Below are 19,383 nucleotides of genomic sequence, written 5' to 3'. Positions count from 1 at the left end.
CCGCCGATGACCGCCACCGACACCACGGTGACCAGCACGACCCCCCGGACGGCGGGCACCGCGACCGCCGAGGCGCTGCGGGCCGCGACGGCGGTGGTCGGCCCGGCCCGGGCGCGGCACCACGTGGACGCCACCGGCACCGCCCTGCCGCTGGTCCGCAGCGCCAACGTGAGCATGGCCCGGTCGCGCGACGTGTTCGGCGTGCTGCGCCCCCGCACGGTCGCCGAGGCCCGCCGCGTGGTGCAGGTCTTCGACCGGTTCCCCGGCGCCTGCGGGCTGCAGGCGATCAGCACCGGCCACAACTGGGGACTGGGCTCCCGCGAACCGGCCCACGACGACGTGGTGACCCTGGACCTCGGGGACCTCACCGAGATCCGCGCGCTGGACGTCGACCGCGGCTGGGCCGTCGTCGAGCCCGGTGTCACGCAGGGCCGGCTCGCCGCCCGGCTGGCCGGCACCTCCCGGATGCTGAACGTGACCAACTCCGCCTCGACCACCAGCGTGATCGGCAACGCCCTCGAGCGCGGGGTCGGCTTCCGCGCCCAGCGCACCGACGACGTCCTGGGCCTGGAGGTGCTGCTGCCCGACGGCGAGCTGGTGCGGGTCGGCTGGTGGCCCGACGCCACGCGGCACACCCCGGTCTACCCGCACGGCCTCGGCCCGGGGCTGGCCGACCTGTTCGTCCAGTCCGACCTGGGCATCGTCACCGCCGCCGCCGTCCGGCTGCTCCCCCGGCCGCAGGCCCAGCGGGTGGTGCGGCTGCGGTTCACCGACGCCGGCCTGGTCGAGGCGATGGACGCCGTCCGCGGCTGGCTGGTCGCCGGCCTCGTCGACGCCGTCCCGAAGGTCTACGACGCCGCCGCCACCAACCGCTACGGCGGCGAGGCCGGCGCCGGGGAGTTCGTCGCCCACCTGTGCGTCGACGGCACCGACCGCACGATCGACACCCTGGTCGGGCTGCTGGTCGACGAGGTACGGGCCAGCGGCGCGTTCACCGAGGTCTCGGCCTACGAGGAGGACCGCGACCTGGTCGACGTCGACGTGGCGCACAACTTCGCCGGCGACCCGTCCAGCAACGACGCGGTGTTCGCGAAGACCTTCGGCACCACGCCCGCCGGCCTCGACGAGAGCGGGCACGGCTGGCTGTTCTTCCTGCCGATGGTGCCGATGACCGGCACCGACGTCGCCGCCGCGCACCGGCTCAAGGAGCGGATCGCCACCGAGACCGGGGTGCGGTTCGGCTCGGTGGTGCACGTGCTGAGCACCGACTACGCCGACTTCGTCATGTCGGTGCGGTTCACCGCGGCCGACCGGGACCAGGTGCACGCCGCCCTGGACCTGGCCCACGAGCTGTTCGCCGAGGCCGGCTTCCGCCCCTACCGGCTCGACGTCGACCACGCTGCGTGGGTCGACCGGCTGGACCCCGACCCGGGCGCCCGGGCGCTGCTCGCCCGGCTCAAGACCGCCCTGGACCCGCGCGGCACCATCGCCCCGAACCGCTACGGCGTCCCGGCCCGCTGACGCGACAGGGCCCGCCTCCCCGCGGGGGAGACGGGCCCTTCGGCCCCCTTACAGGGTCCCGCGCCGAGCCTGCGAGGCGTGGGGGGCAAGGGGGTCCTTCGTCACGCGATGGCCAGCGTCGTCTCGTTCAGGCCGATGTCGGCGGCGAGGCTGCGCTCGGCGCGGCCGAGCGGCGACAGCGACCGCAGCGTCCAGTCACCGGGGGCGGCGAAGAACCGGAAGTGACCCTCCGGGCTGGTCACCACCTCCGCGGTGAACTCGTCGGTGGCGTCCAGCAACCGCACGTAGGCGCCGGCGACCGGCGACCCGTCGTGCCAGACCTGCCCCTGGATGACCGTCTGGGTCGTCAGGTCCACGCCGGCGAGACCGCCACCCTGCTCGGGGGCCCCGCACACGGTCAGGCGCCCTTCGCGATCGGGACGCCGACCAGGGAGCCGTACTCGGTCCACGAGCCGTCGTAGTTCTTGACGTTCTCGTGGCCGAGCAGCTCGCGCAGCACGAACCAGGTGTGACTCGAGCGCTCACCGATGCGGCAGTAGGCGATGGTGTCCTTGGTCCCGTCCAGACCCGCGTCGGCGTAGAGCTTCGCCAGCTCCTCGTCGCTCTTGAAGGTGCCGTCCTCGTTGGCCGCCTTGCTCCAGGGCACGTTCACCGCGGTCGGGATGTGCCCGGCGCGCTGGGCACCCTCCTGCGGCAGGTGCGCCGGCGCCGTCAGCTTGCCGGCGAACTCGTCGGGCGAGCGCACGTCGACGAGGTTCTTGGTGCCGATGGCGTCGACGACCTCGTCGCGGAAGGCGCGGATGGAGGCGTCGGGCTCACCCGCGGCGTAGGAGGTGGCCGGGCGCTCGACGGCGTCGGCCGACAGCGGGCGGCTGTCGAGCTCCCACTTCTTGCGGCCGCCGTCGATCAGCTTGACGTCGCCGTGGCCGTAGACCTTGAAGTACCAGTAGGCGTAGGCGGCGAACCAGTTGTTGTTGCCGCCGTAGAGCACGACGGTGTCGTCGTTGCTGATGCCCTTGGCCGACAGCAGGGCGCTGAAGCCCTCGCGGTCGACGAAGTCACGGGACTCGGCGTCCTGCAGGTCGGTCTTCCAGTCCAGCTTGACCGCGCCCTCGATGTGGCCCTTGTCGTAGGCGCTGGTGTCCTCGTCGACCTCGACGAAGACGATGCCGGGCTGCCCCAGGTGCTCCTGGGCCCAGTCTGCGGTGACGAGCACGTCGGTACGGCTCATGGGGTGGCTCTCCTTCGGTGGTTGCTCGGACGGGTGCGGGCGTCGCGCGCCCGCCGGACGGCGAGGTGGAGCTCGCGGCCCCGGCGGGTGCCGGGGACCGCGTCGGGCTGTGCAGCGGCCGGTGCAGGACCGGTCACGAGGGCGCCGGGCCGTGGACCACGGACGTCGACCGCGGCAGCGGCGCGGCAGGTGGGGACATCGGGGAGGGCCTCCGGACGGCGGTCAGGGCACGTCTGGGCGGGTGGGGTCCGCCCTCAGGGAGCCGGACACAGGCTGCTGCCGACGCGGCACAGGTCGACTGTGCGGCGCGAGGTCAGCAGGGGGCCCACGGCGCGAGGGTAGCGGATCACGCCCGTGCGCCGGTGTGGGCGTCCACCAGGGCGGTGAGCTCCGCGGCGCGGGGCGCGCCGGTGCTGCGCCCGAGCACCGCGCCGCTGCGGTCGAGGTAGAACAGCGTCGGGGTGACCCGGACGTCCAGGGCGCGCACCTCGTCGAGGTGGCTCTCGGCGTCCACGTGCAGGTAGGACAGCCCCGGGCGGGAGATCTGCAGCTGCTGCAGGCGGGCGCGGGTGGCCCGGCAGGGGCCGCAGAAGGCGGTGGAGAACTGGACGACGGTCAGGTCGGCGTCCTGCGGACGCGCCCCGAGCGCCTCCAGCACGGCGAGATCGGCTCCGGCGGGCACGCCAGCGGGAACGCCGCCGGCCGCCGACCGCATTCCCCCGCTCAGCCGGTGAGCACGGTGTCGGTGGCCTCGACGCGGACGTCGACGCCGCCGGCCGCCGGGACCGCGCTGGTCAGCTGCAGGCCGAAGGGCAGCGCGGGCACGCGGTAGCGCAGGTCCAGCAGGTCCGCGGCCTGGTCCAGCACCGCGTCGGGCACGTCCAGGGCGCCGGCCGAGGCCTCGCCCACGTCGACGACGACGTCGCCGTCCTCCAGGCGGACCGTGCCGGTGGCGCTGAGCGGCAGCCGGACGCCGAGCACCTCGACCTGCCGGGTGACCCGGATGCCCTGCCCGTCCTGGGCCAGCGTGGTCTCGCCGTCCAGCTGCTGGGCCAGCAGCGCGTAGGACAGGGTGGCGGTGCCCTCGACCCGGTCGACCGGGATCTGCTGCACCGAGCCGGACACCACGTCCGACAGCGGCACGTGCACCCCGCGCAGCGAGACGTCGGCGCTCGTCCCCGCCGGCTGGCCGAGCTCCTCGGCGGTCAGCCGCAGCCGGACGTCGTCGTACTCACCGCCCAGCGCCTGGGTGAGGAACGGGAAGCCGGCGATCTCCACCTCGGGCGGCGCGGTGAGCCCGCCGCGCTGCGCGACCTGCTCGGCGACCCGGTCCTCGGCGATGCCGACCCCGACCCGGTCGACGACGACGAGGAGGCCCACCACGAGCAGCAGGAGGAAGACGAGCGCGCCGAGGCACCCGGCCCGGCGGCTCATGCGGTGCCGTAGAGGGCGAGGGCGTAGGCGACCGGCGCCGCGGCGGCCAGCGGCAGCACCGCCTGCACCACCGGCAGCGACCAGCTGGGGGCACCGCGCTCGACCACGACGTAGGACGCACCGACCGCGGTCAGCGCGGCCACCCCGCCGAGCGAGGCCCCGAGGACCGCCGCCGAGAGCGCGTCGACCAGCGCGCCGCCGTCCCGGCGCAGCAGCGTGACCACGACCGCCGCCAGGACCGCGACGACCAGGCCGAGCAGACCGCGCGGGACGCCGTCGGCGATCTGCGGGCGGGGCAGGACGAGGTCGACGAGGTGGCCGGCCAGCACCGCCCCGCCGACCGCGAGCGCCGCGGTCTGCACGGCCTGCGCGCCGTCGTGGACCCGGGCGACGGCCAGCAGCACAGCGAGGGAGCTGACGCAGCACAGCAGCAGCAGGACCCCGGCCAGCGAGGCCACCAGGTAGCGGCGTGGCGAGGGACGGGTCATCTGGTGGACGACGGCGAGCAGGAAGCCCAGCCCCAGGACGGCGAGCAGCCGGTCCAGCTCCGGGCGCTCGGGCAGCACCATCGCCAGGTCCGCCCCCACCGCGGCCAGCCCGCCCAGCGCGAGGGAGCCGGTGGACCCGCGGATGCCGGTGGCCACCACCCACGCGGCGACCAGCGCCAGCTGCAGCACGAGCACCGCGGCGAACCGGCCGGCGTCGTCGAGGGCGACGGGCAGCAGCGCGAGCAGCGCGGTCGCCACGACCACGGCCCCGGCCGCGGGCAGGTGGTGCACGCGCCGGGACAGCTCCACGTCCACCCCCGTCGCCGTCACCCCGCGATCGTCCCAGAGACCGGCGCCGGAGCCGTGCGGACCCGCCCGACCGTCGAGCGTCCTGGCGGGGCCGCGCGTCCGCTATCCTGCCCTCTCACCTCGACAGCGCGGTCGACGGCCTGGGACCACGCCCCAGTGAGGAGAGACATGCGACTCGTGCTCATGACCTCGGCCCGGCAGGCCACCACGGAGGTCCTCCCCGCACTCGGGCTGCTGGCCCACCAGGTGCGCGTCGTGGCCCCCGAGCTGTCCAGCCTGCTCGACGGTGACGCCGGTGACGTCGTCCTCGTCGACGCCCGGCACGACCTGGTCTCCGCCCGCACCCTGTGCTCGCTGCTCGCCTCCACCGGCGTGGCCGCGTCGCTGGTCGCGGTCCTCTCCGAGGGCGGGCTGGTCGCGCTGTCGGCCGACTGGGGCGTCGACGACGTGGTGCTCGACACCGCCGGCCCCGCCGAGGTCGACGCCCGGCTCAAGTGGGCCACCGCCCGCCGGCTCGCCGCGGCCGCACCGGCCGACGGCGGCGAGGGCGGCGTGACCAAGGCCGGCGAGCTGGTCATCGACGAGCACAGCTACTCGGCCAAGCTGCGCGGCCGCCCGCTCGACCTCACCTACAAGGAGTTCGAGCTCCTCAAGTACCTCGCCCAGCACCCGGGCCGGGTCTTCTCCCGCGCCCAGCTGCTGCAGGAGATCTGGGGCTACGACTACTTCGGCGGCACCCGCACCGTCGACGTCCACGTCCGCCGGCTGCGGGCCAAGCTCGGCACCGAGCACGAGGCACTGATCGGCACCGTGCGCAACGTCGGCTACAAGCTCGACCAGCAGGTCGCCGACGCCACGGCCGCGGCCACCGCCGCCGCCGACGTCGCCACGACCGACACCCTCGGCTGAGCACCGGTCCGCTGAGCACCGAACCGCCCGCCCACCTCGTCGAGGTCACCGAGCGGCTGCCCGCCGCCGCGGTGGCCGAGGTCGAGGCGCTGCTGGCCACCGCCCTGGCCGCCGACGGCGTCCGGCCGGTCTCCGAGGAGTCCGAGCTGCGGCTGGCCCACGGCGGCCCGGCCGGCGGTGCCGACCTCACCGCCCGGGACGCCGCGGGCAGCCTCGTCGGGTACGCCCGCCTCGAGCGGCCCGCCGACGACGATGCGGAGGCCGAGCTGGTCGTCGCACCGGCCGCCCGCCGCCGCGGCGTCGGGACGGCGCTGCTCGGCCGGCTCGAGGAGCTCGCCGGCGACCGCCCCCTGCGGGTCTGGGCACACGGCGAGCTGCCCGGCTCCGCCGAGCTGGCCCGCGGCCGCGGGTACGAGCGCGCCCGGGTGCTGCTGCAGATGCGCCGCCCGCTCGACGGCGTCGACCCCGACCCGCACCCGCGACTGCCGGCCGGCGTCACCGTGTCGCCCTTCCGGCCGGGCACCGACGAGGACGCCTGGCTGCGGGTGAACTCCCGCGCCTTCGCCCACCACCCCGAGCAGGGCTCCTGGACCGCCCGCGACCTCGCACTCCGCGAGGCCGAGGACTGGTTCGACCCGGCCGGCTTCTTCCTCGCCTGGCGCGAGGACCCGACCGGGCCCCGACTGCTCGGCTCGCACTGGACCAAGGTCCACCCCGCGGGTGAGGTCGGCGACGCACCGGCCGGCGAGGTGTACGTGCTCGGCATCGACCCCGACGCGCAGGGCACCGGCCTGGGCCGCGCGCTGACCGACCTGGGGCTGGCCCACCTGCGTGCCCGCGGGCTGTCGCACGTGCTCCTGTACGTCGAGGAGGACAACGCCGCGGCCGTCGCACTGTACGAGCGCAGCGGGTTCACCCGGCACATGGTCGACGTCTCGTGGCGGCGGCCGACCCCTCGCTGAGGGTCCAGTTCCGGCTCCCCACCGTCTCGCCACGCGGTGGTTCACCCGGTGGACGGACAGCGTCCGCCGAGTCGTGGCCGACGTCTCAACCCGCGTTCATGCCTCGTTCACCGACGGAGCCGGATCCGTCCACCTGGGCTGCTTAGCGTCTTGCCACGTCACGCAGACAGCCCGGCTTCGACGTCCGGGCACCCTTCAGTTGAAAGGCACTGAGTTGAAGCTCAGCACCACGACGCGCGCAGCTGCGGTCTCCTCCGCTCTCGCCGCCACCCTCGCCCTGGCCGCCTGTGGCGCGTCCAACGAGGAGCCCTCCGGCAGCGCCGGTGCGGCCGCCTCCGGCGGCAGCGCCTCGAGCGCCGCCCCTGAGCTGAGCGGTGCCCTCGTCGGCGCCGGTGCCAGCAGCCAGCAGTCCGCCATGGAGGCGTGGCAGGCCGGCTTCGAGGGTGAGAACCCCGACGTGCAGTTCAGCTACGACCCCAGCGGTTCCGGCAACGGCCGCAAGGCCTTCCTCAGCGGCGCTGCCGACTTCGCCGGCTCCGACGCCGCGCTGAAGGACGAGGAGCTCACCCAGGCCGCCGACCGGTGCGCGACCGCCGACGTGTTCGAGCTGCCGAACTACATCTCGCCGATCGCCATCGCCTTCAACCTCGAGGGCGTCGACACCCTCAACCTGAAGCCGGCCACCGTCGCCGACATCTTCAGCGGCAAGGTCACCACCTGGAACGACCCGGCCATCGCCGCCGACAACGCCGGCGTCACCCTGCCGGCCACCCCGATCGTCCCCGTGCACCGTGGTGACGACTCGGGCACCACCGAGAACTTCACCGCCTACCTGCACGAGGCGGCCCCGGACGCGTGGACGGCCGAGCCGGACGGCGTCTGGCCGCTCGAGGGCGGCGAGAACGCCAACGGCACCTCCGGCGTCATCGACGTCGTCACCAGCACCGCCGGTGCGATCACCTACGCCGACGCCAGCCGGGCCTCCGACCTGGGCGTCGTCAGCGTCGCCGTCGGCAGCGAGTTCGTCGCCCCGTCGGCCGAGGCCGCCGCCGCCGTCGTCGAGAACTCCCCGGTGGTCGAGGGCCGTGGCGACTACGACTTCGCCATCGAGCTCAACCGCGCCACCGAGGGCTCCGGCGAGTACCCGGTCGTCCTGATCAGCTACCACGTCGGCTGCGTGCAGTACGACGACGCCGCCAAGGCCGCGGCCGTCAAGGGCTTCATGCAGTACGTGATCAGCGAGGACGGCCAGGCCGCGTCCTCCGAGAACGCCGGCAGCGCCCAGATCTCTGAGACCCTGCGCACGCAGGCCCAGACGGCCGTCGACGCCATCACCGCCGCCGGCTGACACCGGCACACCGCGATGGCCCGGGACGTCGACCGACGTCCCGGGCCATCGCACCGCCCGGACCCGGGCACCCGCACCGCCTGACCCACCCCACGAAACACCTTCCGAACGACCCACGGAGCAGCGGTGACCGCCACGAAGGCCCCGACCGAACCCCCGGCGCAGCGCCCAGTCCGCCGCCCGGGTGACCGCCTCTTCGCCGGCGCCGCCAGAGGCTCGGGCATCTTCATCCTGCTCGTGCTCGCCGGCGTCGCCGCCTTCCTGATCAGCGAGGCGATCCCGGCCCTCACCGCCGCACCGTCGGAGATCCCCGACGGCAACGGGCTGGGCCCCTACATCGGCCCGCTGGTGCTCGGCACCCTGCTCGGCGCCGTGATCGCGCTGCTGGTCGCCACCCCGCTCGCGGTCGGGATCGCACTGTTCGTCACCTACTACGCGCCCCGCCGGATCGCCGCGACCATGGGCTACGTCATCGACCTGCTCGCCGCGATCCCCAGCGTCGTCTACGGCTTCTGGGGCCTGGCGGTCCTGGCGCCCAAGCTGGTGCCCTTCCACGCCTGGGCGGCCGACCACCTGGGCTTCCTGCCCTTCTTCGCCGGCCCCGCCTCCGCCAGCGGCCGCACGATGCTCACCGTCGGCATCGTGCTCGGCGTGATGATCCTGCCGATCATCTCGGCCATCTCGCGGGAGGTGTTCAGCCAGGCACCGGCCCTGCACCGCGAGGCCGCCCTGGCCCTGGGCGCCACCCGCTGGGAGATGATCAAGATGGCGGTGCTGCCCTACGGCAAGTCCGGCGTGATCGCCGGCTCCATGCTCGGCCTGGGCCGCGCGCTCGGCGAGACGATGGCGGTGGCGATCATCCTGTCCGGTGGCGCCGGCGCGACCGTGAACCTGATCAGCAACTCGAACCCCTCGACGATCGCCTCGAACATCGCCCTGCGCTTCCCCGAGGCCACCGGCATCGGCGTGAACACGCTCATCGCCAGCGGCCTGGCCCTGTTCCTCATCACGCTCGCCGTCAACATGCTCGCCCGCTGGATCGTCAACCGGCGCGCCGACTTCTCCGGAGCCAACTGATGAGCACCCAGACCCCCCTCGCCCCCGTCGGCGCCACCAGCTCCGGCAACTCCGGCCCCGTGCGCGAGCAGCGCCGGCTGCCCCGCTTCGCCCCGCTGGGGCTGTTCCTCCTCGGGGTGGCCGTCGGCGCCGGGCTGTCGGCCCTGACCGGCTTCAGCGTGGCGCTGACCGTCATCTACGGCGTCGTGCTGGGCAGCCTGTTCGTCTACCTGGCCTCCCGGTCCGTCGAGGGCCGCCGCAAGGCCAGCGACCGGCTCGTGACCACCCTGGTGACCACGGCCTTCGCCATCGCGATGGTCCCGCTGCTGTCGCTGGTCTACACGGTGCTGGACAACGGCCTGCCCCGGCTCGACGGCGCCTTCTTCACCAACTCGATGTACCGGGTCGTCGGCGAGGGCGGTGGCGCCTACCACGCCATCCTCGGGACCGTGATCATCACGGCCCTGGCCACGGTCATCTCGGTGCCCATCGGCCTGCTGACCGCCGTCTACCTGACGGAGTACGGCACCGGCCGGCTGAAGAAGGCGATCACCTTCTTCGTCGACGTCATGACCGGCATCCCCTCGATCGTGGCCGGCCTGTTCTCCTACGCGCTGTTCACGCTCATCTTCGGCGTCTCGGTGCGGATGGGCGTCATGGGCGCGGTCGCCCTGTCGGTGCTGATGATCCCGGTGGTCGTGCGCTCCTGCGAGGAGGTGCTCAAGCTCGTCCCGAACGAGCTGCGCGAGGCGGCCTACGCCCTGGGCGTCCCGAAGTGGCGCACGGTCGTCAAGGTCGTCCTGCGCACCGCGATCGCGGGCCTGGGCACCGGCATCACGCTGTCGGTCGCCCGCGTCATCGGCGAGACCGCGCCGCTGCTGATCACCGTCGGCCTCATCACCGGCACGAACCTCAACCCGTTCGACGGACGGATGGCGACCCTGCCGGTGTTCGCCTACTACCAGCTCACCCAGCCGGGCACCGCGACGCAGGCCTTCCTGGACCGGGCCTGGACGGCGGCGCTCGTCCTCATCATCCTGGTCATGGCGCTCAACGTCGTCGCCCGCCTGATCACCCGCTTCTTCGCCCCCAAGACCGGTCGCTGACCGACCCATCCGGAGGAACACCACCGTGGCCAAGCGCATCGACGTCAGTGACCTGGACATCTACTACGGCAACTTCAAGGCCGTGGAGGGTGTCAACATCTCCATCGAGCCGCGCAGCATCACCGCGCTGATCGGCCCCTCGGGCTGTGGCAAGTCGACCTTCCTGCGGTCGCTGAACCGCATGCACGAGGTCATCCCCGGTGCCCGCGTCGAGGGCAAGGTCGTCATCGACGGCCAGGACCTCTACGGCGCCGGCGTCGACCCGGTCGACGTCCGCCGGCAGATCGGCATGGTCTTCCAGCGGCCGAACCCGTTCCCGACGATGTCGATCTACGACAACGTGGTCGCCGGGGTGCGCCTGAACAGCACCAAGATGAAGAAGAGCGCGATGGACGACCTGGTCGAGCGCTCGCTGAAGGGCGCCAACCTCTGGAACGAGGTCAAGGACCGGCTCAACCGCCCCGGCTCGGGCCTGTCCGGTGGCCAGCAGCAGCGCCTGTGCATCGCCCGCGCCATCGCGGTCGAGCCGGAGGTGCTGCTGATGGACGAGCCGTGCTCCGCCCTGGACCCGATCTCCACGCTGGCCATCGAGGACCTGATGACCGAGCTCAAGGAGCGGTTCACCATCGTCATCGTCACGCACAACATGCAGCAGGCCGCGCGCGTGAGCACCTCCACCGGGTTCTTCAACCTCAACGGCGTGGGCCAGCCCGGCCGGCTGATCGAGTTCAACCCCACCGAGAAGATCTTCAGCAACCCCGAGGAGAAGGCCACGGAGGACTACATCTCCGGCCGCTTCGGGTGATCCCCCGCTGAGCCGCCCGGCTCGACCAGCACGGACCCCGGCCCCGTCCCCCGCCTCGGCGGGGGGCGGGGCCGCTGTCGTGTGCGAGGCCCGCCCGTGCGTGCCTGCCCCGGTCCGGTCCCCCGTGGGCCCGTGACCGCTGCAGGTGACCGCCGACCGGGTGGGTCAGCTGGTGCAGGCCCGGCCCGCGTCGTCCGCGGCGGGCGGGACGGCCGTCGCCGGCACCGGCGTGCCGAACGGCGCCGCGGCCAGGCCGGTGTAGTCCGGGCCCACGACCAGCTGCACGGCGGCGCCCACCGCGGCGGTCTCCACCAGGACGGCACCGGGCACCGCCGTGGCCACCGTGCGGGCGGGCTCCAGCGCCGCCGGCCCGTAGCGGACGACGGTGCGGTCGACGGCGCCCGGCTCGACCCCGCGGGCGCCGATCCGGAACCCGCCGGCGGCCAGTCCGTCGGCGACCTCGGCGGTACGGCCGGTCCCGGTGGCGTCCAGCACGTCGACGGTCACCCCCTCCGGCGGCACGGTGACCGTGGTGCCCGCCGGGACCGGGTCGGTGGCGACCGGCGCCACCAGACCCCCGGCCGGCGCGGCGGCCTGGGCGGCGTCGGCGGGCTGCCCCTCGGCCGGCGGCTCGGGGACCGGCAGCCGGCCGCTGTTGATGACCTCGTCGAACAGCTCGCGGGTGGCCAGCGCGTCGATGACGACGGCGGCCTGGTCACTGCCGGCGGCCACCCGGCCGACCTGGGCGACGGGCAGCTCGGCGACCTCCACCGTCGACTCCCCCTGCGGCCCGAGCGCCAGGCCCAGCGACCGCACCTCCTGCAGGCTGGTCGCCTCGTCGACGGTGAGCGTGTCGCCGGCCCCGGACAGGAAGCGGGCGAGTGTCAGCGGGTCGGCGAGCGCTCCCCCGGTCAGCCCTGCGGTCAGTGTGGAGCTCAGCACCTGCTGCCCGCGCGGGCCGACGACGGCGCCGGTCACGTCGGACCCGGCCCCACCGGGCCGCAGGTGGTCGGCGACCGCGGTCCCGGCCAGCTGCTGCTCGCCGACGGTCGGGCACATGTCCACCTCGCCGAGCACCTCGACCAGCCCCGGCAGCCGGGCGGCGTCGACGCCGACGTAGTGGTCGACCCGCAGCCCGGTCAGCTGCTGCACCGACCGCACCAGGCAGGAGGGCCCGCCCTGCAGCAGGGCGTCGGCGAAGGGCTCGGTGGCCGGCGGGCGGAGCGACCCGTCGGCGGCCCGGCAGGCGGGGGTGTCGCTGAACGCGGTCGGCGGGAGCGTCACCACGACGACCTGACCGTCCTCGGCCACGTGCGCGACCAGCGCGCTCACCGACGCCAGGCCGCTGCGCCCGGGCAGGCCGCTGGTGACCACCAGCGAGGTCTCGGCACCGACCTGCAGCTGCGGGGCGAGCACCTCCGGCCCGTCGGGGACCAGGGCGTCCACCCGGCCCAGCGCCCGGTCGCCGTAGACGTAGAGCCCCCCGTAGGCGGCGACGACCACGCCGAGGAGGGCGAGCAGGGCGAACACCGCCCGGGTGAACCGGCGCCGGGCGGGGCTCGGTGGCGTCCGCACCCGCCGCACGGCGGTCGAGCCGGTCGAGGTCGGGAGGTCGCGGCCCGGGATCGGCGGGACCGGCAGGCTCCGGCGCACCCCGGGGACCGGGACCGAGGGCTGCGGCCCACCCGGCGCGGGGACGGCGGGCAGGACGGGGCTCCCGACGGCGCCGCGGGAGACCGGCAGCGGGGGCACCGGCACCGAGGGCGACACCCCGCGCGCGGCGGGTGCCGGGCCGGCCGCAAGGAGCGGGGGTGCAGCAGCGGAGGAGGCCCCCGCCGGGGCGCGGCCGGCGGCAGGTGCCGGGCTCGCAGCCGGCGGCGGGCTCACGGCAGGGCCAGCGGCGGGGCCCGCGGCCGCAGCAGGACCGGACGCCGGGACGGGGGCCGCCGGGCTCGAGCCGGCTGCCGCACCGGGTACCGACCGGGGAGCGGCGACCGCGCCGGCCGGTGGGCTCCCCCACGGGGACGGACCGGTCGACGTGGGGACGGGCCACGACGAGGTCGGGGCCGGGCCGGCCGGCTGCGGCGGAGCGGCCGCGGGACGTGCGGGCGGGGCGGCAGGCGGGGGCGCGTTGCGCCCGGTCGCCGGCAGCGGTGGAGCGGCCGATCGGGCGGCCGGCGGCGCCGCGGGCGGACGCACGTCGGCGGTGCTGCCCGGGAACAACCCGGTCAGGGGGGCTGCCGGCGGCCCGGCGTCCGGCGCCGGTGCGGCGGGCTGCCAGCCGGCCGGGCGCACCGGCGGGGCGGGCTCGGGGGCCGGGCGGTCGGCGTCGCGCCGCGCGCCGACGCGGGGAGCCGGGTCGGCGCCGCGCGGCCACTCGGTGCGCCGGCCCCCGTCCGGCGGCCCCGGCGTGGTCGGCCGCGGCACCCCACGGTCGTCGACCGGGGCCTGGCGGCCGGTCGCCTCCGCCTCCCGGCGGCCGGCACGCCGGCCGACACCGCTGCCACCGGAACGGGCGACGAGCTCGGCGACGGTCAGCGGGGCGGCCGGGCCGTCACCGGCGGCGCGGGAACCCGAGGCGGCGCGGTCGTCGACGGGCACGGCACCGTCGGTCCCGCTCGGCCTCGGTCGGTCCGCCACCGGTGTCGACATCCCATCGTCGTGTCCTGCGGCGCCGTGGCCGGGCCGCTCGATACGCGCCCCGGCCGCGCTCGAGCCGCCCGCCGGGGGACCTTCCCACGATACGGTCGGCAGACCCCTGCGGCGTCCTGACGCGCGGACGGCGGGCCGATGTCCTGCGCACGCTCGACCGGCAGGGACACCCGCCGGACCGTAGCGTCGGCCCGGTGAAGCTGCCCTTCCCCGGCCCGACCGACGTGCTGAGCGCGGCCGGTGGCCTGCGCGACGGCGTCGCCGAGGCGCTGACCCTGCTGCCCAGGATCGCCGGCGCGATGGGCGAGCTCGAACGGCTGCTGCAGCGTGGCACCGCGCTGATCGACCGTGCCGAGCTGCTCGCCGACTCCGCCGAGCGGGCGATCGCCGCCGTCGACGCGACCCGTGCGCACGCCGACGAGGCGATGACCCGGATCAAGGCGACGCAGGCCGCTGCCGACGACGCGATCGCCGGGGTGGCGGCCACCCGGGCGCGGGCCGACGAGGCGATCGAGCACATCGGCGTGACCCAGCGCGCCGCCGACCAGACGGTGCTGCAGATCGGGGAGACCCAGGCCGCGGCCGACCGGGCCGTGGCGCAGATCGGCGTGACCCAGGCGGCCGCCGACGCGGCGGTGGCCCGGATCGGCGGGACCACCGACGCCGCCGAGCAGGTGGTGGCCAGGATCGGCGGCACCACGGACGCCGCCGAGCAGGTGCTGGCTGTGGTCGGTGGCACGGCCGCGGCGGCCGGTGGCCTGCTGGGCCGGGCCGAGGACCTGATCGAGACCACCACTCCCCTGCTGGACACGGTGACCCCGCTGGTCGGCACGCTGGTCCCGCTGGTCGACCACTACGCCGACCCGCTGACCCGGCTGGCCCCGGCGCTGACCCGCTTCGTCGACCAGCTGGACCCCGACGAGGTGGCGGCGCTGATCGGGCTGGTCGACCGGCTCCCCGACCTGGTCGTGCACCTGGACGAGGACGTCGTCCCGGTGCTGGTGACCCTGGGCGACGTGGTGCCCGACGTGCACGCCCTGCTGGACACCGTCCAGGACATGCGCCAGGTGGTGAAGGGCTTCCCCGGCTCGAAGTTGATGCGCCGCCGCGGCGCGGAGGAGATCGCCGAGGAGGAGGCCAGCACCGGGCACTGAACGCGCGACCGGCGCCGCCCCGCAGGGACGACGCCGGTCGACGGGGACTGCCCGGCTCAGGTCTCGGTCGGGTAGCCCAGGGCGCGGACGACGTCACCGATCCGCTCGTAGGTCTCCCCGTCGGGCAGCCTCGCCAGCTCGTCGGCGACCGCGTCGGGTGCGCGGTGGTCGCGGGCTGCCTCCACCAGCTCCGGGCCGGTGGCCGGGAAGTCGGCACGGACCAGCCAGCGGGCCAGCTCGGCCCGGGCCACCACCGCGTCGGGGGTCATGCCGACCGGCACGCCACCGAGCAGGGTGTCGGCCGGGGAGCTGTCGACGTCCGGCTCGCCCTCGGCGGCGGGCTCGGGGTCCTTCCACTCCTCGGCGTGGGTGGACCGGCCGGAGCGCATCATGCCCTCGACCTCGTGCTTGAGCAGGTCGTCCTGGCGCGCGCTGTGCGTGGTGCTGCGGGCGGACGTGCCCGCGAAGGTGTCGTCGTTCTCGCTCATCGAGATCTCCTCGCTCAGTCCTGGTGCAGGGCGCCGGGCTTGTGGACGGCGGACTTGCCGCTCTTCTCGCTCTCCACCTCGTACTGCGGGTCGTCCTCGCTGGCCCGCACGGTGCGCCCGGCCGCCTCGGTGTCCTTCGTGATCTTCTTCGTGACGGTGCCCTCGGCCTCGCCGCCGTGGCTCTTCCAGCTCACGTGGTCGCCCTTGTCGAACTCCTGCGCCATCACCGGCTCCTCGTCGTCCACTCGTCGGTCCGCTCTGAGTCCGCCCTGCCTGCCCGGGGCGGGACGGGCGCACACATCGACCTGCCGGGCGCGGCAGCCCTCACCCGTTCGGGGGGAGTCCACCGGGACGGGTGGTCGGGCCGCGCGACCGTCACGTAGCGTGCTCACTCGACGGGCCGCTCCAAGCGTCTCCCCCGGTCAGCGCAGTCAGCTGGTCACGCTCGGTGAGTGCCCGTCCTCGATCGCCGGCCCGGTCGGCCCCATTCCCCCGGGGCCGGTCGGGCCGGCCCTCGTGGTGCCCGGCCCTCGTTAACCTGGCGACCGTGGAACCGACCGAGACCCCCGCCGGCGCGGACGCAGGCGTCGACGCCGTCGCCCGCCCGGTCGACGTCCTCACCGTCAGCGCCGTGCGCGACGTGACGCCCGCGGTCCGCCGGGTCACCCTGAGCGCCTCCTCCGCCGTGGTGGCCGCCGCCGGGCCGACGCTGTCGCTGCTGGTCCCCCGGGTCGGCGACGCCGCACCGCGGTGGCCCGAGATCGCCCGCGACGGCCGCATCGTGTGGCCGCAGGGCAGCCACGGCGTCGCACTGCGCAGCTACACCGCCCGTCGCCAGGACCCCGCCGCCGGCGAGGTGGACGTCGACTTCGTGCTGCACGGCGACGGACCGGCCGCCGCCTGGGCCGCCGCCGCGGCGCCCGGTGCGCTCCTCGGCATCGCCGCCGCCGCGCCGCTGGGCGCGGAGCTCGCCGGCTGGCTGCTGCTGGCCGGCGACGAGACGGCGCTGCCCGGGATCAGCCGGATCCTGGCCGCCGCCGCACCCGACACCCGCGGCGTCGCCCTGCTGGAGGTGGCCGGCCCCGCCGAGGAGCAGGAGCTCCCCGCCCCGGCGGGCGTCGAGGTGCGCTGGCTGCACCGGGCCGGCACCGGACCGGGCGAGAGCACGCTGCTGGTCGACGCCGTCGCCGCGCTCGAGCGGCCCGAGGGCGAGGACCTCTTCGCGTGGGTGGGGGCGGAGTCGGCCACGGTGCGCGCCGTGCGGGCCGACCTCCGCAGCCGCTGGGGGCTCCGGCGGCACCAGCACCACGCGATCGGCTACTGGCGGCGCGGCCGGGCCATGTCCCCGGCCGGCTGACCCGGACCCCCAGCCTCCTCACAGGGAACGCGCAGGCCCACCGCAGTACGCCGCCGCACCCTGGCACCATGACCACGACCACGGCGCAGAGTCCAACGGGAGGCCCCGTGTCCGGCAGCAGCTCCGGCTCCTCGGCGTCCGGTCCCCGGCCGGAGGCCCGGCTGCTCGTGGTCGACGACGAGCCGAACATCCGCGAGCTGCTCTCGGCCAGCCTGCGGTTCGCCGGCTTCGAGGTCGCCACCGCGCCCGACGGGCAGCAGGCCCTCGCCGTCGCCGAGCAGTTCCGCCCCGACCTGCTGGTGCTCGACGTGATGATGCCCGGCCTCGACGGCTTCGGCGTCGTCCGCCGGCTGCGGCAGAACGGCACGCACACCCCGGTGCTGTTCCTCACCGCCCGCGACGCCGCCGAGGACAAGGTCAACGGCCTGACCCTGGGCGGTGACGACTACGTCACCAAGCCCTTCAGCCTCGACGAGGTCCTGGCCCGGATCCGCGCGGTGCTGCGCCGCACCCAGGGCGCCCAGCAGGTGGCGGAGGCGCCGCGGCTGGTCTTCGCCGACATCGAGCTGGACGAGGAGTCGCACGAGGTCCTCAAGGCCGGGAAGCTGGTCAGCCTCTCCCCCACCGAGTTCAAACTGCTGCGCTACCTGATGACCAACGCCGGCCGGGTGCTGTCGAAGGCGCAGATCCTCGACCACGTGTGGAACTACGACTTCAACGGCGAGGCCAACGTCGTGGAGTCCTACATCTCCTACCTGCGCCGCAAGGTCGACACGACCGAGCCGCGGCTGCTGCACACGCTGCGCGGCGTGGGCTACTCCCTGCGCCTGCCCCGCGGCACGTGAGCGGCCCGGCCACCACCAGCGGGTCCGTCGGCACGCTCTCCTCGGACCCGGGCGAGAGCCCCGACGACCGTCCGCCCGACGACGGGGCGGCCGGGGACCCGGCACCGGCGACCGTCCGGCCGCCGTACGGCCCGCGGGCCCTGCGCGCGCGGGTCCCGTTGCGGGTCACCCTCGTGGCGCTGCTGGTGGCCCTGGTGGCCGCGGCGCTGACCGCCACCGGCTTCGCGGCCACGTCGCTGCTGCGCGACTACCTCCTGCAGCAGCGCAACCAGGAGGTGGTCAGCTACGCCCAGCAGCTGGCCAAGGACCTCCCGCTGCTGCAGCGCGCGTGCACGACCCCCGACGCCCAGCTCGCCGGCCGCGGGACCTTCCTGGCGTGCGTCTCGCCCGAGGACACCTTCGCGGAGCTGTCCGACGGGCGCTCGTCGGCCACGACCCCCGACCTGCCCCGGGCCGGCACCGAGGTGCTCAACGCGTACGGCCAGGCGCCCTTCACGGTCCGTTCCGACGACGGCACCACCCGCTGGCGGGTCGTCGTCCAGCCCGTCACCGACACGTTCACGATCGTCTACGGCGTCGACCTCTCCACCGACCGCGCCGTCCTCGCCCGGCTGATCGCACTCGAGCTCGTCGTCGGCATGGCCGTGCTCGTCGTCCTGGGCGTCGCGGGCTACCTGCTGGTGCGCAACAGCCTGCGGCCGCTGCAGGACGTCGAGCGCACCGCGCAGGCGATCGCGGCCGGCGACCTGTCCCGCCGGGTGCCGGTCGGTGACGAGCGCACCGAGGTCGGCCGGCTGTCCAACGCCCTCAACGGCATGCTCGCCCGGATCGAGGGCTCCTTCCGCGCCCAGCAGGCCTCCGAGGAGCAGGCGGTGGCCTCCGAGGGCCGGATGCGCCGGTTCGTCGCCGACGCCAGCCACGAGCTGCGCACCCCGCTGACCTCGATCCGCGGGTTCGCCGAGCTGCACCGGCAGGGTGCGGTGCGCGACCCGGCCGAGGTGCAGCGGCTCATGCAGCGGATCGAGTCCGAGGCGACCCGGATGGGCCTGCTGGTCGAGGACCTGCTGCAGCTCGCCCGGCTGGACCAGCAGCGGCCGCTGGACGTCGTCCCGGTCGACCTCGCCGAACTGACCGAGGACGCGCTGCACGACGCCCGCGCCGTGCAGCCCGACCGCCCCCTGGACCTGGTGCTCGATCCGTCACTGACCGAGGTCCCCGTCGTCCTGGGCGACGAGGCGCGGCTGCGGCAGGTGATCGGCAACCTGGTCACCAACGCGCTCACCCACACCCCGGCCGGGACGCCGGTGACCGTGCGGCTGTCCGAGCCCGCCGACGACCCGGACACCGTCTGCGTCGTCGTCTCCGACGCAGGCCCGGGGATGTCCGCCGCCGACGCCGACCGGGTGTTCGAGCGGTTCTACCGGGCCGACACCTCCCGCACCCGTGCGGCCGGGGGCAGCGGGCTGGGCCTGTCGATCGTGTCCTCGCTGGTCGCCGCGCACGGCGGCCGGGTCGAGCTGGCCACCGCGCCGGGTGAGGGCGCGACGTTCACCGTGCGGCTGCCCCGGTCCGGACCGGGGCCCACGGAGGTCTGAGCGGTCCCACCCGGCGGCGCCCCGGAGGCCATGCCGGACACTGGTCGCGGGGAATCCGCATCACGTCGATGCGGTTGCCCCGCTGACGTGTGCCGCCGTCCGGCGGTGCGTGCCGCCGTCCCC

General features: G+C 75.2%; 19 protein-coding genes. 11 read left to right on the top strand and 8 right to left on the bottom strand.

Annotated elements, in window-relative coordinates; all coding sequences use genetic code 11:
- Positions 1 to 6 precede the first annotated feature (6 nt).
- The gene (locus O2W14_RS03300; RefSeq protein ID WP_269174662.1) at positions 7 to 1,521 is read left to right on the top strand and encodes an FAD-binding oxidoreductase; all 1,515 of its coding nucleotides are present in this window, start codon (positions 7 to 9) and stop codon (positions 1,519 to 1,521) included.
- 101 nt (positions 1,522 to 1,622) lie between these two features.
- Here O2W14_RS03300 and O2W14_RS03295 read toward each other — a convergent pair whose 3' ends face one another.
- The 5 genes from O2W14_RS03295 to O2W14_RS03275 form a co-directional block, all read right to left on the bottom strand.
- A complete protein-coding gene (locus O2W14_RS03295) occupies positions 1,623 to 1,916 on the bottom strand; it encodes a DUF1416 domain-containing protein (protein ID WP_269174661.1) in 294 nt (97 codons plus the stop codon).
- A gap of 2 nt (positions 1,917 to 1,918) precedes the next feature.
- Entirely contained in the window at positions 1,919 to 2,752 is an 834-nt protein-coding gene (locus O2W14_RS03290) for a sulfurtransferase (protein WP_269174660.1), read from the bottom strand.
- A gap of 346 nt (positions 2,753 to 3,098) precedes the next feature.
- The gene (locus O2W14_RS03285) at positions 3,099 to 3,434 is read right to left on the bottom strand and encodes a TlpA family protein disulfide reductase (RefSeq protein ID WP_269174659.1); all 336 of its coding nucleotides are present in this window, start codon (positions 3,432 to 3,434) and stop codon (positions 3,099 to 3,101) included.
- Between the two features lie 41 nt (positions 3,435 to 3,475).
- Positions 3,476 to 4,186, bottom strand: a complete 711-nt coding sequence (locus O2W14_RS03280) for an LmeA family phospholipid-binding protein (RefSeq protein ID WP_269174658.1) — start codon at positions 4,184 to 4,186, stop codon at positions 3,476 to 3,478.
- Positions 4,183 to 5,004 carry a hypothetical protein gene (locus O2W14_RS03275; protein ID WP_269174657.1) on the bottom strand — a complete coding sequence of 274 codons (822 nt, stop codon included), beginning with the start codon at positions 5,002 to 5,004 and terminating at the stop codon, positions 4,183 to 4,185. Before O2W14_RS03275 ends, O2W14_RS03280 begins: the two co-directional genes overlap by 4 nt.
- A 147-nt stretch (positions 5,005 to 5,151) precedes the next feature.
- Between O2W14_RS03275 and O2W14_RS03270 the strand changes: the two genes are divergently transcribed.
- From O2W14_RS03270 to pstB, 6 genes are all read left to right on the top strand, one after another.
- Complete coding sequence (locus O2W14_RS03270; RefSeq protein ID WP_269174656.1) at positions 5,152 to 5,892, top strand: winged helix-turn-helix transcriptional regulator; 741 nt, start codon at positions 5,152 to 5,154, stop codon at positions 5,890 to 5,892.
- Positions 5,889 to 6,854, top strand: coding sequence for a mycothiol synthase (mshD, locus tag O2W14_RS03265; protein WP_269174823.1), 966 nt, complete (start codon positions 5,889 to 5,891; stop codon positions 6,852 to 6,854). The genes O2W14_RS03270 and mshD overlap by 4 nt, the downstream gene beginning before the upstream one ends.
- Before the next feature lie 214 nt (positions 6,855 to 7,068).
- The gene (pstS, locus tag O2W14_RS03260; protein WP_269174655.1) at positions 7,069 to 8,202 is read left to right on the top strand and encodes a phosphate ABC transporter substrate-binding protein PstS; all 1,134 of its coding nucleotides are present in this window, start codon (positions 7,069 to 7,071) and stop codon (positions 8,200 to 8,202) included.
- Between the two features lie 126 nt (positions 8,203 to 8,328).
- Positions 8,329 to 9,279: a phosphate ABC transporter permease subunit PstC gene (gene pstC, locus O2W14_RS03255; RefSeq protein ID WP_269174654.1), complete on the top strand. Its 951-nt coding sequence runs from the start codon at positions 8,329 to 8,331 to the stop codon at positions 9,277 to 9,279.
- Positions 9,279 to 10,364 (top strand): phosphate ABC transporter permease PstA, encoded by a 1,086-nt coding sequence (gene pstA, locus O2W14_RS03250; RefSeq protein ID WP_269174653.1) that lies wholly within the window; start codon positions 9,279 to 9,281, stop codon positions 10,362 to 10,364. The genes pstC and pstA overlap by 1 nt, the downstream gene beginning before the upstream one ends.
- 25 nt (positions 10,365 to 10,389) lie before the next feature.
- Positions 10,390 to 11,169, top strand: coding sequence for a phosphate ABC transporter ATP-binding protein PstB (gene pstB, locus O2W14_RS03245; RefSeq protein ID WP_163609772.1), 780 nt, complete (start codon positions 10,390 to 10,392; stop codon positions 11,167 to 11,169).
- Between the two features lie 165 nt (positions 11,170 to 11,334).
- On the opposite strand, the gene O2W14_RS03240 is transcribed toward pstB, so the two are convergent.
- Positions 11,335 to 12,927, bottom strand: coding sequence for an LCP family protein (locus O2W14_RS03240; protein WP_269174652.1), 1,593 nt, complete (start codon positions 12,925 to 12,927; stop codon positions 11,335 to 11,337).
- Positions 12,928 to 14,015: 1,088 nt separating this feature from the next.
- Here O2W14_RS03240 and O2W14_RS03235 point away from each other — a divergent pair.
- Entirely contained in the window at positions 14,016 to 14,975 is a 960-nt protein-coding gene (locus O2W14_RS03235; protein WP_269174651.1) for a hypothetical protein, read from the top strand.
- A gap of 56 nt (positions 14,976 to 15,031) precedes the next feature.
- On the opposite strand, the gene O2W14_RS03230 is transcribed toward O2W14_RS03235, so the two are convergent.
- The gene (locus O2W14_RS03230; protein WP_269174650.1) at positions 15,032 to 15,463 is read right to left on the bottom strand and encodes a DUF2795 domain-containing protein; all 432 of its coding nucleotides are present in this window, start codon (positions 15,461 to 15,463) and stop codon (positions 15,032 to 15,034) included.
- 14 nt (positions 15,464 to 15,477) lie between these two features.
- Complete coding sequence (locus O2W14_RS03225; protein ID WP_269174649.1) at positions 15,478 to 15,708, bottom strand: DUF2945 domain-containing protein; 231 nt, start codon at positions 15,706 to 15,708, stop codon at positions 15,478 to 15,480.
- A gap of 302 nt (positions 15,709 to 16,010) precedes the next feature.
- Between O2W14_RS03225 and O2W14_RS03220 the strand changes: the two genes are divergently transcribed.
- The 3 genes from O2W14_RS03220 to O2W14_RS03210 all read left to right on the top strand — a co-directional run bounded on the left by O2W14_RS03220 (position 16,011) and on the right by O2W14_RS03210 (position 19,260).
- A complete protein-coding gene (locus O2W14_RS03220) occupies positions 16,011 to 16,820 on the top strand; it encodes a siderophore-interacting protein (protein WP_269174648.1) in 810 nt (269 codons plus the stop codon).
- 107 nt (positions 16,821 to 16,927) lie between these two features.
- Positions 16,928 to 17,665: a response regulator transcription factor gene (locus O2W14_RS03215; protein ID WP_269174647.1), complete on the top strand. Its 738-nt coding sequence runs from the start codon at positions 16,928 to 16,930 to the stop codon at positions 17,663 to 17,665.
- Positions 17,662 to 19,260: a sensor histidine kinase gene (locus O2W14_RS03210; protein WP_269174646.1), complete on the top strand. Its 1,599-nt coding sequence runs from the start codon at positions 17,662 to 17,664 to the stop codon at positions 19,258 to 19,260. The genes O2W14_RS03215 and O2W14_RS03210 overlap by 4 nt, the downstream gene beginning before the upstream one ends.
- Positions 19,261 to 19,383: the final 123 nt, after the last annotated feature.

The sequence above is a fragment of the Modestobacter sp. VKM Ac-2986 genome, assembly GCF_026967795.1.
Lineage (GTDB): Bacteria > Actinomycetota > Actinomycetes > Mycobacteriales > Geodermatophilaceae > Modestobacter.
This window is presented reverse-complemented; position numbering and strand designations above follow the sequence as displayed.